This window comes from Gemmatimonadota bacterium, from assembly GCA_009692115.1.
Classification (GTDB): Bacteria; Gemmatimonadota; Gemmatimonadetes; order Gemmatimonadales; family GWC2-71-9; genus SHZU01.
The window spans coordinates 106,040-118,381 of the sequence record SHZU01000007.1 but is presented as its reverse complement, the minus strand read 5'-3'; the positions used below and the strand labels follow the sequence as shown (position 1 = coordinate 118,381).

Sequence of the window (12,342 nt, the reverse complement as noted above, 5' to 3'; positions counted from 1 at the left end):
CGAACGATAGTACTCCTCCACCTGCTCGCGAAACTGGGGCGGCACCCGGGCCGAACCCGCCCGGCCCGGAGGTAGGACCACCCCGCCACAACGATCAACAACCCAACCGCCGGCACGACCAGCCGAGCCCAACCGGCTCCTTGCCACACGAACACGCCCTGCTCGAACACCCGGCTTGGATATTTAAACAGCAATGCGAGGAGGGACGCGAGGAAAGGAGGGGTCGTCGACATACCTATTCTGTACCGACGCCCGGGTTTCGGGGAAAGTTTCCAAGGCCCCGGATGTTGCACCGGCTCCGCAGCCGATCGAGATTGTACCGATGACTACCTGGTTCCGAGTCAATCGGCCGGTTCGAATCCTCACCGTGCTGGTGGGTGTTTTGGCTCTCGTCGCGGCCCTGGTCCCTGGATGGCTCGCGCCAACGGCAAGTGCACCCGTCATTACGCCCCCCCCCATTGCTTCGTTGGATGCCGGGATCCGGTGGACGGACTCGGCTACCCCGGCCAGCGCCCTTCAGCGTCTGGCGGTGGACCAACTTCTGGGGTGGTTGGTGGTCCTCGGGTGGAGCGCTCTGGCGGTTGGCGGGGTCACGGGACTTGCGTTGTGGGCCACCCTGGCCGGCCAGCGGATTCCGGAAGTCGCGATCCGGCGAGCAGTTGGGGCCAGTCGGGGTTCGCTGGTTCGGGCGGCCATCGGGGAAGGCCTCGGGATCGGAGCGATGGTGGTCGGAGCCGCCATCAGCCTCAGCATTGGTGCCGTTCGATTGGCCATGGCAACTTGGCCCGGCACCTCGGCAGCGCCAGGGTTCGGCGCTCCACTCATGGCGCTGGCGGCGATCGGTGGTTTGATGGTCGCGGGTGCTCTCTTCCCGTTGATTGCGGCGCGGTCCCGGGGCGTCACGGAGCAGGTTGAAACCCCGCCGCCGCTCTGGATTCCGGCAACCCAGCTGGGCGTGGGGCTCGCCACCTTGGTTGGCGCCGCCATGATTGCGGGCCAAGTGCGCCGGCCGCTGCTGGCTCCCTCCACCGCCCCAGCCACCGAGCCAGGTGCTCTCTATCAACTCGAGCACGACGGGGTCGATGTGGGGGCCCGGGGCCGGGACTATGGCCGGCTGTTGGTGGCGATGCACGGCGGAGACCCTGGCGCCGTCGCGAGCCTGACAAGTCCGGGCGGGCACGAGGGCATCGGCCCGATCGATCAGCTCACGACCGACTGCGGCCAGTGTTATGTCGGCGGTATCTACCTCAAATGGCGGCCGCTCCGGACCACCTATCACACCGCCAGCGCCGACACCTTCCGGGCTCGGGGATTCCCGATGATCGCGGGTCGGGGCTTCGCCGCCGCCGACAGCCTCGGGGCAACCCGGGTTGCCGTGGTGAACCGGTACTTGGCCGCCAGGTACTTCGAGTCGGGCCAGCCGCTTGGCCGGGAGGTGTTCTTGGCGGGCCGGATGACCGGTCCGGCCTATCGGGTCATCGGGGTGGTCGACGACCAGGACGCCGGCCGGGGGCTCGGGAGCGGAATCGGGCCGCTCGAAACGATCTACTTGAGTTCCCTCCAGGCGCCTGGACGACGAACCGAACTCCTGATCGTCGGCACCCCGCTGGATGGTATGGCCGTGCCTAACGCTGTGACGGTCGTCGACCGGACGACCCGGGCCGCTCTGGCCCGGCAACGAACGGCGGTGGTGCTTTGGTTCGGCTGGCTCTTCGGCCTCGAGGCTGCCGCGACACTGCTGCTCGCGGCCGGCGGGATTGCGGTCCTGATGGCCATATGGGTGTCCGGATCGCGGATTGAATTCTCGATCCGCCGGTCGGTTGGGGCAACGCGGTGGCAGATCCGGTCCTTCGTGCTGACGAGGGCCCTGGTGGTGTCCGGTGCGGGAACCGGCGTCGGCGTGGTGTTCTTCGGACCGGTCCTGTGGCCTGCAATCGCTCAGTTGGTGCCGGGCCTTTCCTACTGGCAGCCGGCGCTCGTCTTCGGCATGGCGGGCGGGCTGGCGGCGATCACGGTGCTCGCCTCCGTGGGGCCGGCGTGGCAGGCCGCGAAAGCCAGGCCCGCCGAGCTCACCAGCAACCGCTAAACCCACTCCCGCCGTCGAGGCTTCCATGTCCGATGTCCTGTTGGGCGCCCTCTTGGGCTTGAGTATTGGTTTCTTAAGTGGGGCCGCTCTCTTCTTCAGCTGGAAAGCCCGCCATACCCAACAGATTCGGCGCGACGCGGTGGCGCGAAGCCAGGCGGTGATCGCCGGCAAGGTGTCCGAGCAGCTCCTCCCGTTTCTACCGGGATTTACCTTCAACCCGAAGGACGTGCGCTTCCTCGGTTCGCCGGTTGATTTCGTGGTATTCGACGGACTCGCGGCGGGCCACCTGGATCGAATCGTGTTCGTCGAAGCCAAGACCGGAGCCGCCGGCTTGACCGGGCGGGAACGCCAGGTCCGTGAGATCGTGATGGCGCGCCGGGTGGAGTGGAGTGAATGGCGGGTCGGTTAGCGCTCACTACGAGTCCGCCGAGATAATGATCGTGAGGGAGTACGGCTGTGGTCAGGCCGGGAGTGCCGGACATGCAGAGGACCGGCAAGCCAATGAACTCCCGGCCGATCTGCCGGGCCAGGGCTTCGCCGCCCATGTTCGGGATGACCAGATCGGTCAGTACCAGGGCCAAGACTTCGTCCGACATCCCGGTGCCGGTATCGCTCACGGCCAGTTGCACCCGCTGGCCACATGGCTCAAGACCGACCGACACGCTGAGCGTGCCCCCGGCCGGCATCGCATCCCGCGCGTTCAGCGCCAGGTTGAGGAGGATCTGCTCCGCCTGGGCATCGTCGAGCATCACCGGCGTGGGCTCGGCTCCGATCGTCACGATCATCTGAATCGACGACGGCAGCACCGTGCGGAGCGTTGGTTCGACCGCCCGCACCAGGCCGCCCAGATCGACGATCCTCGTCGAGACCTCCACCGGGCGGCTGAGCGAGAGGAGCTGGCGGGACAAGGCGGCCCCGCGGCGCGGCGCGGCTTCGACGGCTTGAAGGTCGGCGGATCCGCCTTGGGGTCCGGCCATACGAGCCAGTTGCAGGTTCCCAATAATGATCGTGAGCAAGTTGTTGAAGTCATGGACAATACTGCTGGAGAGCCGGCCGACAGCCTCAAGCTTCTGGGCCTGCACCAACTCGGCTTCGAGCCGCACCCGTTCCGTGACATCCCGAAGATTGACCACGATCCCTTCGACCACCGGGTCCGCGGTGAGGTCGGTCGCCGCCGCCTCAACGTCGAGCCAGGTCCCGGCCCGGCCAATCCGCCATTGGGTCAGAACATGGCCAGCCGACCCAAGAAGCCAACCGGCCACCCGGCGGGGCCACTCGACATGGCCCAGGCCAGCAACCCGGGAACGACCTCGTGGCCGGCCTCTCGAACCAGGCGGCGCCACGGACGAGCCGCCGAGAGGACCCGACCGACAGCGTCGTCGTCGGCCCAATCCCGGTGAATCCGAAAGTCACTTAGAGGAGTAGGGTAAGAAACGAACTCGTTCGACTCCGTGGCGATGCCGCCAATGAAGAAGCGCATTGGCTAATCGTAATACAGCTTAGACAAAGAGATGACCACGCCGGCGGCGTGCTCTGCGGGGTTAGTTGCCCGGCTTGGCATACACCACCTCGCCGGCGATGATCGTCATCACCGTCTTCGTGGTGAGAATGTCCACCTCCGGCACCGTCATGATGTCCCGGTCGAGGATCGTCAGGTCGGCCCACTTTCCCTTAGTGATCGACCCGCGCTTGTCCTCCTCGAACGAAGCGAAGGCCGCATACTTCGTGAACATCTTGAGCGCCTCCTCGCGGCTGACCTTTTGCTCGGGATGCCACACCGAATCAGCGCCCGCGTTGCCCCGGATATCCCGGCGCGCCACGGCGGCGTAGAACTCGATCATCGGCTCGCCCCGTTCAACCGGCGCATCCGAGCCACCGGCTACCGGTAGCCCAAGGTCGAGAAACGACTTCCAGGCGTACGCCCCGATCAAGCGCTTGGCGCCAAGCCGGGCTTCGGCAAAATACAAGTCGCCGATGGCATGGGACGGCTGCATCGAGGGAATCACGCCAAGTTCCTTGAACCGCGGGATATCGGCGGGGTCGACGATCTGGGCATGCTCGTTTCGCCACCGGGGCTGGTGGACCCGCCGCCGCTCGCCGTTGGGTACCGACTTGAAGGCGGCGGCGTACATATCGAGCATCAATCGATTCCCGCCGTCTCCGATCGCGTGGGTCTCGACTTGAATCCCTTTTTCCAGGGCGCTCACCAACATCGTCCGAAACGCGGCGGTATCGGTGGTCAGCAAGCCATGGACCTTGGCATCGTCGCTGTAGGGCTCGATCAACAGCGCGCCACGAGAGCCTAACGCCCCGTCCACGGCCGCTTTGAGCGTCCGAACGGTATAGCGGCCGCCAAATTCGTCGACGCTCGCGCCGTTCGCCAGGAGCGAATCGGCATCGGAGCCGGGACCGCGAATGGCCTGGTAGGTCCGGAGCTTGATGGCCCCTTGGCCGTAGAGGCGCCGGATCCGGGCCACATCACCCCATGACACGCCGGCATCGTGGACTTGGGTCCACCCGAGTTCGACACTAAGCCGGGCTCCGATGACGTAGGCCGAGTCCTCGTCGGCGGAGGTTGGCGGGGGCACGACCCGGTAGAGAAGCCCCATGGCCCCGTCGATCAACATCCCGGTCAATTCACCCTTGACGTCCTTGTTGAGGGCGCCGGCCGGCGGAGCGGCCGTAGCCGGCGTGATCCCGGCCAGCGCGAGCGCTTTGGTATTCGCGACCAGGGCGTGCCCGTCCGCTCGGACCAAGGCCACCGGATTGTTGGGGGCAATCCGATCGAGATCGTGCCGGCTCGGAAACGCCTGGGGAACCCAGAAGGTCTCGATCCAACCCCGGCCGGTCACCCACTCCCCCGGCTTGGCGACCCCGACCCGCTCGGCCACCTTCGCAAGGAACGCCTCCTTGGTGCCGGTGCCTTCGAGATTTAGGACCATCTCCCGCTCGCCCACCCCGCTTAGGTGGTAATGCGCGTCGGCCAGTCCGGGGAGCACGGTGGCCCCGGCCAGATCAACGACCCGGGTCTTCGAGCCCTCGAACTTGGCGGCCTCGGCGTTGGAGCCAACGAAAATGATTTCGGAGCCCCGAATCGCCACGGCTTCGGCCTTGGGATTCTGATCGTCGACGGTGTAGACCACCCCATTTTTGAGCACGAGGTCGGCAGGTTCGGAGGCCGCGCAGCCGGTGGCCAAGAGCGCGGAGAGCAGCAGATGAGATCGGTTCATGGGCTATAACGTGTCGCCCGACCAGCCCCGTCGCAAGGTCTCCCTTGTGCCGAGTCGAGGGCGAGCGGTACGATTGCGGGATGGGTCGATGGATCGGAGTCGTGCTGGAAACACGGCGTTCAGGTTGACGTTCGTGAGCTCGTGGCAGATTGTCCCACGACGATTCATGGAGCTGATCCGTGACAGGAACCCTGGGAAGGTGAAGGCCGTGATGGAAGCCATGACGATGAGGATGAAGCTCGACGTAGCGGTTCTTGAGAGAGCCTACAATGAGGCGTAGCAGTGGGGTCCCGAGAGCTCCGGGGGCTGATTCGTTTCGGCTCCTACCGCACCAGATACCACTCGGTCTGACGCGGGCCAAAGAACGTCCAGCCCTCCTCCGTGAGATGGGCGTCGTCCTCCATCATCACGTAGACCTTCTGCCCGCGCCACTCCGGCACCGCCGTCGCGGTATTGAGCTCGATCGAGATATAGGAGCCTAACCGCAACGGCTTCCCCGCTCGCCCAGGCGCGCTACCGAACGACACCCCCGCCCCCAAGCCATGGCCCTGATTGCCGATGGGATGAGAGTAGATCATCGCCTCGATCCCCCGCTCCTTCATCTCCGCCATGGCGCAGTCGTAGGCCTCGGTGTTGAGCCGGCCGGGCCGCGAGCAGGGCCTCATCACCGCGTCCTGCAACGCATTGGTATTCGCCATCGCTTTCTTGAGACCGGCCGGCACGTCCCGCTCACCAGCTTTCAGCACGTACGCCATCTTCTGCCAATCGGTATCAAATCCCATCGCCGTGATGCCTATGTCGATGTGCACCACGTCGCCCCGCTTGATGATCGTGCCCTCCAAGGCCGGTCCCGGCACCGATGGCGTGGCGGAATGTTTGCCCAACTCGTAGTTGCCGCCGCCGAGCCGCTGGACCCGGACGTCGGGCTGAAACCACGTAGTGGCCCCCCGCCTGGCGTATTCGTCGAACAGGAACCGCCGCACGTCCCCGACCGTGGTCTTACCCGGCGTGATCACCGCATTGGACAGGGCCTTCTTCGCGATCTGGTCGGTGATCTTGACGAGGTGCTGGTAGGTGGCAAACTCTTCCGGAATCCGGGTATCGAGGTGGTCTTCGATCAGCGCTTCACTGCCCGTCACTCGGCACTCGGCGCTCGGCGCTCGGCATTCCGGGGTAGAGTCAATGGCTTGTTGGATCAGCTGGAAGGTCGCGTGGGTGAGGGTTCGGGTGACGCCGCGGGAGCCCTCAATGCCGAGGGCGATGGTCTTGGGTCTGAAGCGGCGGAACAGGTCGGACAGCATCTTGGACGGGTTCCGGCCTTCGGACATCGGCTCGAAATAGGCATTGATCTGCTCTTCCGGGTAGCCGGTGATCGAGAACGCCTTGACCCGGTTGCCGCCGTCATCGGCAAAGATGAAGAAATCGCGGTTGCCGGCGTAGGGGAGGGGCGGGGCGATGGTAGGGACGATCGGGTCGGCATGAAACTCCTCGTTGACCACGATCCACATCGCGACCCCGTGCCGCCGCATCATCGGCAGCAACATCTCGTGGCGCTTGGCCAGCCAGCTTTCGCGGGTGGCGAGCTGAGCGGACCATGGCGGCACCACCAGCGGCTGCTGAACCATGGCGAGCAGCCCGGCAAACAGAAGTCCAGTCATCAGTCAGTTCTCCAAGGTCTGGAGGAGGTCGCGCCACGTGAACCAACCCGGCTTGCCCCGAATATACTTCTCGAACCACTGGAACTCCACATGGGCTTTCACCAGTTGGTTCCGGGGCGCGGTAATCCCGTGGGTATCACCGGGGTAGACGAAGAACTCGGTCGGGACGCCGAGCTTCTTGAGCGCCATGTGGAGCTCCTCCGATTGAGGCCTCGGCACCCGCGGATCGCCATCGACGACGTGGATCAAGGTTGGCGTCTTGGCCGCCTTGATGTACTTGAGGGGCGACACCTTCCAGTAGGCGTCGAAGTTGTCGTACGGGAGGTCGCCGCCCATGTACCACTGCCGGTTTCGCTGAATATCACTTTGGGCATACATCGAAATCCAGTTCATGGTACCCGCGCCGCTCGAGATGGCCTTGAACCGTGCGGTGTGGGTCAAGATCCAGTTCGAGTAGTGGCCTCCGGCGCTCCAACCCATGACCCCAAGGCTATCCGGATGGGCAATGCCCTGGGCGATCAGATAGTCCACGCCCGTCATGATGTCTTCAAAGCCGCGGTCGAAGTACTTCCCGATGCCGGCGGTTTCCATCCGGTGGCGCTCGCCGTAGTTGGTCGACCCGCGGTAGTTCGGCATCAACACGGCGTAGCCGGCGCCGGCGTAAATCTGCGAGCCGTAGCCGCCATTGAAACCCAACATGTCGGCACCGGCCGGCCCGCCGTGGATTTGGACGATCAACGGATACGGACGGCCCGGAACGAAACCCGCCGGCTTCAGCAGCACCCCGCCGACCAGCTTTCCGTCCTTCGATTTCCAGGTGATCTCGTCGGCTTCGCCTAACGCAAAGCCCGCCACCTGCGGATTCGGATTGGTCAGCCGGGTCCAGGCACTTTTCGTCGCGAGATTGGCCTCGGTGCGAACCAGGTACTGGCTGGTCGGCGTCGAGGGGTCGGCGTAGGTGACCAGGATCAAACCGGTATCCTCGTCCCGGGTGGCGGCAATGGTCCCCTTTTCCCTGGAGACCTGGGTCACCGTGTTGAGGGCTACGTCAAGCGCCATGACCTGGCTGGTCGCCTGAATTCCCTCGGTGAAGTAGATCGTCTTGCCGTCCTTCGACCACCAATCCGCCGACACGCCCCCGTCAAAGCCATCACCGAGTTTCCGCCACGGTCCGCCGCTGGCGGTGACCTCCCGGAGGTAGACTCTCGAGTCCCGGGAATAGACGAAGTCGTTCGCTGCGGAGAAGGCGATCCATTTGCTGTCCGGCGAAAACGACAAGCCGCTCTCACCGATGTCGGCGGTCGTGGTCAGTCGTTCAATCTTGCCGGTCGAAACCTCGAGCAGGTATCCGTCGGCGTGGTTGCCGGTCTCGGTCACGGTCCGCTGGTACCGGTCGTTGGGCGTTCCATTGAAGCTGATCCACCGGCCATCAGGGGAGACTTCGACGTTCCCAACCGTGTAGTCGGTGCCGCCGGTCAGGCGCTTCTCGACCCGGCTTTCGAGATCCGCTACCCAGAGATGCCGCAGGGGCGAGTCTTCATTCCGGATCTTGACGTCAAACTTCTTCTCGACCCGGTCAAGGTTGTCTTTGTCGACGCTATCGGGCGCGATGAAATAAAGCGACCGGCTGTCGGGAGACATCTCCCACCAAGTAACCGGGGCGGCATGCTTGGTCAGCTGAATCGGCGCCGCGGCCAAATCGGCCACCGACAAGGCCCATACTTGCTGTTCGTCCGTCTTGCCGGCCGAGTACACAAGCCACCGGCCGTCATGGGAGAAGACGAACGTGCCGACGCCGTCCTTCGCGTCAGTGATCTTCCGGGCCTCGCCACCGTCGGTCCGCATGGCATACAGCTGGTTCCTGGCACCTGAATCGGACCGTTCACGATTCGAACTGAACACGAAGAATGACCCGTCACGAGCCCAGCGTGGCGCCGTTTCGTTCTTGTCCGGGGTGAACGTGAGCTGCCGGGCCGAACCAACCCCTTGGTCGGTCGAAACGACCCAGATGTCCGTGAACCGGCGGGCCTCTTTCCAATCCGGGACCGACAGCGCGTACAACGCCGAGCGGCCATTGGGAGAGAGAGCCAGGCTTCCCGTCTGGTTCAGCCGCTGCACATCGAGAAACGTCATTGGCCGCTTGGCTTGGGCTGACAGCGACGCCGCCGCGGCCAACCCGGCAGCCGAAACCACTGGAATCCACCGCATCAGCGCTTCTCCTCGACCGGCGCCGGCACCACGGGATAGAGTCCGGCCTCGGCCAGCCGCAAGTAGAACGGCTTCAACTTGGCCAGGAACCCATTGACCTCCGTCACCGCAGCCGGAACCTCCGTGGCCAGCGCACTCACCGCCTGACGATTCGCCTCGCTCGGTTTCACGTGGGCCCCGCCGATGTCACCACCGGTCATCGACAGGCGGATGGGAAGCGCCCGCCGAAGCTCGGAGAAATCCATACTGAACAGATCCTCGCCCGGCGTTCGGATCCCAAGCTTCCGCTTGAGGCCGACCAGTTCCTTGGTGAGCGAATCCGTCGTGGCTTTGATCGGCGCCGGGACCTTGGTCGAGTCCGGCAGTCCCTTCCGAATCGAGCCCAACTGGTCGTCGGCATCCCGCACGGCATCGGTAGCGGCGGTCAGCGTCCGGTTCAAGCCGTGGAGCTGTTTGAGTGCGTCGAACCGTTCCTTCAAGTCGGCATCCGCGATCTGGATGTCGGGATCGAGCCGGACCTGAACCGGGCCCGAGGCCGCCTCCTTGCCGTTGACGAACAGCGCAGCCGTGTAGGTACCCGGGAGCACCATCGGGCCTTCCCGCCCGCCCCCGAAGAACGATGGCAGATCTGTGCCAGCTCGTTTGGAAGGTGGCAGCGGCTCGACTCGGAAGTCCCACACTATCGTATTGATCCCCGAGGTGGGTTTGGTTTTGGCGCTGTCACCGTTCAGTTCCCGAACGATGGCGCCCGAGCCATCCTTGATCACGATCCGGACGCTGTCGCCTTTGGTCTTCAGATGGTAGGTGATCGGCGCGCCAACCGGCGGATTCTCGCCCAAGAACCGCATGTCGCCTTCGAACTCCCGCATCCGGTCCTCGGCCCGGACCCGCTCTACCGCCGGCTCAACCTCGAACACGTGGGCATCCTTGGCCGCCGCTACCGAGTATTGCTGGAACGGCGTCAGATCATCGAGAATCCAGAGCGCCCGGCCGTGGGTCGCGAGGATCATGTCGTTGTCCCGCGGGTGGAGGGTGATTTCATACACCGGCACGGTGGGGACGTTGGCTTTGACCCGGACCCACGAGCGCCCCCGGTCCGTGGTGACGAACAACCCGTTCTCGGCACCGAGATAGAGCACGTCCGGATTCTTGAGGTCTTCGGTAATGGTCCGAACCACCACGCCGCTCGGCAGGTTCGCGGCGATCGACCGGAACGAACCACCGAAGTCGGTGCTGGCATAGACGTAGGTTCCGTAGTCACCGCTCCGATGACCGTCGAAGGTCACATACACCGTGCCTTCGGCGAATTTCGAAGGCTCCACCTTGGACACATAGGCCCACTTTGGGGCATTCGGAATCTTGGGGGTGACGTTGGCCCAGGCGGCCCCATCGTCACGCGTCACCGACACCTGGCCGTCATCGGACCCGGTATAGAGCAGCCCCTTCTTGAGCCGCGACTCGGCAATCGTGAACAACGTACCGTACACGGATACGCCGTCGTTCTTGGCGATCTTGATGTCTTTGCCCTTCATCCCCATCAGATCGACCGTGTCCCGGTCGAGCGCCAGCGTCAGATCACCGCTCACGGCTTTCCACGAATGACCACGGTCGGTCGTCTTGTAGAGTGTGTTGGCCCCCGCGTAGAGCGTGGCCGGATCGTGGGACGAGAGCATGAACGGGGTGTCCCAGTTCCATCGGAGCGGCTTCTCACCCGGAACCGCCTCGGGGCGGACACTCTTCCGCTCGTTGGTCGTCCGGTCGGTCCGAACGATGTTGCCGTCCTGCGATTCAGCGTAGATGATCTTGTGATTAGTCGGATCGATCAGCCCGACGAATCCGTCGCCGCCCTGGGCTACGAACCAGTCGTCGTTGGCGCTACCGTCCTTGGAGCGCACCTGGCTCGGCCCGCACCAAGTGTTGTTGTCCTGCAGCCCGCCGCAGATGGTGTACGGGGTTTGCATGTCGAACCCGACATGATAGAACTGCCCGACTGGAATGTGCGGCAACCACATCCACTTGGCACCTCGGTCGTAGCTGATCCCGACGCCACCGTCGCCGCCGATCATCAGGTGCTCGGGATCGGAAGGGTTGATCCACATGGCGTGATAATCGACATGGATCTTCTCGTCGAGCGACCGGAAGGTCTTCCCGCCGTCGTCCGACACCAGCACGTTGAGGCCCGGGACATAGACTCTGAGATCGTTTCTCGGGTCGACCTTGATGACGCCGAAGTACATCGGCCGCGGGTTGGTCGAGCCCATCTTCCGCCAGTTGGCCCCGGCGTCGTCGCTCCGGTACACCCCGCCCTGGGTCGGATGCTCGATCCGGGCATAGACGATGTTCGGGTTGGCCCGGTAGACGTCGAGCCCCGACCGGCCCAGCGACCCCTCCGGTAGCCCCTTCGTGAGCCTGGTCCAGGTCCGCCCGGCGTCGGCGGTCTTCCAGAGGGCCGAGTTGGGCCCGCCGCCATTCATGCCCCAACTGGTCCGGCGGCGCTGATAGGTCGCCGCGTACATCACCTTGTTGTTGGTGGGATCCATGACCAACTCGATCCCGCCGGCATCCGGCCCCGCGTCGAGGACCCGGGACCACGAAATCCCGCCGTCGGTCGTCTTGTAGATGCCCCGTTCGCCCCCGGCTTTCCAGAGGTCGCCAAGCGCGGCCACGTAGACCACCTCGTGGTCGACCGGATCGACGAGGATCCGGGCGATCTGCTTCGACTCCCGTAGGCCCATGTGTTTCCACGACTTGCCGCCGTCGGTCGACTTGTAGATCCCATCGCCCCACGAGGAGCTTTGGCGGTTGTTCGCCTCGCCGGTGCCGACCCAGACCAGGTTGGCGTCGGCTGGAGCGATGGCAATGGCACCCACCGACCCCGAGCCGCCTTCGTCAAACACGGGGGTGACCGTGATCCCGTTGTTGGTGGTCTTCCACACCCCGCCCGTGGCCGCGGCGACGTAGAAGGTCCGGGGGTCGCGGGCGAGGACCGCGAAGTCATCGATCCGCCCGCTTGGGGTGGCCGGCCCGATGCTCCGGAACTTGAGACCGTCAAATTGAGCGGCGGCGGGCAGCGGCTGAACCAGCGCGAACAGCAAAAGAGCGTGGTGCAAGGGAAACTCCGGGGTAGGGATTATCTTTGGGGCATGAAAGTCAAAATCTT

General features: G+C 64.6%; 7 protein-coding genes. 2 read left to right on the top strand and 5 right to left on the bottom strand.

What is annotated here, in order from left to right:
* Nucleotides 1–322: 322 nt before the first annotated feature.
* On the top strand, nucleotides 323–2,086 hold the full coding sequence (locus EXR94_09855; GenBank protein MSR03021.1) for an FtsX-like permease family protein: 1,764 nt from the start codon (nucleotides 323–325) through the stop codon (nucleotides 2,084–2,086).
* A gap of 25 nt (nucleotides 2,087–2,111) precedes the next feature.
* On the top strand, nucleotides 2,112–2,495 hold the full coding sequence (locus EXR94_09850) for a hypothetical protein (GenBank protein ID MSR03020.1): 384 nt from the start codon (nucleotides 2,112–2,114) through the stop codon (nucleotides 2,493–2,495).
* An 813-nt stretch (nucleotides 2,496–3,308) separates the two neighbouring features.
* Here the strand turns inward: EXR94_09850 and EXR94_09845 are convergent.
* The 5 genes from EXR94_09845 to EXR94_09825 form a co-directional block, all read right to left on the bottom strand.
* The gene (locus EXR94_09845; GenBank protein ID MSR03019.1) at nucleotides 3,309–3,566 is read right to left on the bottom strand and encodes a hypothetical protein; all 258 of its coding nucleotides are present in this window, start codon (nucleotides 3,564–3,566) and stop codon (nucleotides 3,309–3,311) included.
* 61 nt (nucleotides 3,567–3,627) lie between these two features.
* Entirely contained in the window at nucleotides 3,628–5,316 is a 1,689-nt protein-coding gene (locus EXR94_09840; protein MSR03018.1) for an amidohydrolase, read from the bottom strand.
* Nucleotides 5,317–5,639: 323 nt separating this feature from the next.
* Nucleotides 5,640–6,974: a M24 family metallopeptidase gene (locus EXR94_09835; protein MSR03017.1), complete on the bottom strand. Its 1,335-nt coding sequence runs from the start codon at nucleotides 6,972–6,974 to the stop codon at nucleotides 5,640–5,642.
* A 3-nt stretch (nucleotides 6,975–6,977) separates the two neighbouring features.
* Nucleotides 6,978–9,182, bottom strand: a complete 2,205-nt coding sequence (locus EXR94_09830) for a S9 family peptidase (protein MSR03016.1) — start codon at nucleotides 9,180–9,182, stop codon at nucleotides 6,978–6,980.
* Complete coding sequence (locus EXR94_09825) at nucleotides 9,182–12,292, bottom strand: hypothetical protein (protein ID MSR03015.1); 3,111 nt, start codon at nucleotides 12,290–12,292, stop codon at nucleotides 9,182–9,184. The genes EXR94_09830 and EXR94_09825 overlap by 1 nt, the downstream gene beginning before the upstream one ends.
* Nucleotides 12,293–12,342: the final 50 nt, after the last annotated feature.

Bases quoted from the DNA above. Each gene is read 5' to 3' on its own strand.
- EXR94_09855 (MSR03021.1), top strand. From the start codon at position 323: ATGACTACCTGGTTCCGAGTCAATCGGCCGGTTCGAATCCTCACCGTG.
- EXR94_09850 (MSR03020.1), top strand. From the start codon at position 2,112: ATGTCCGATGTCCTGTTGGGCGCCCTCTTGGGCTTGAGTATTGGTTTC.
- EXR94_09845 (MSR03019.1), bottom strand. From the start codon at position 3,566: ATGCGCTTCTTCATTGGCGGCATCGCCACGGAGTCGAACGAGTTCGTT.
- EXR94_09840 (MSR03018.1), bottom strand. From the start codon at position 5,316: ATGAACCGATCTCATCTGCTGCTCTCCGCGCTCTTGGCCACCGGCTGC.
- EXR94_09835 (MSR03017.1), bottom strand. From the start codon at position 6,974: ATGACTGGACTTCTGTTTGCCGGGCTGCTCGCCATGGTTCAGCAGCCG.
- EXR94_09830 (MSR03016.1), bottom strand. From the start codon at position 9,182: ATGCGGTGGATTCCAGTGGTTTCGGCTGCCGGGTTGGCCGCGGCGGCG.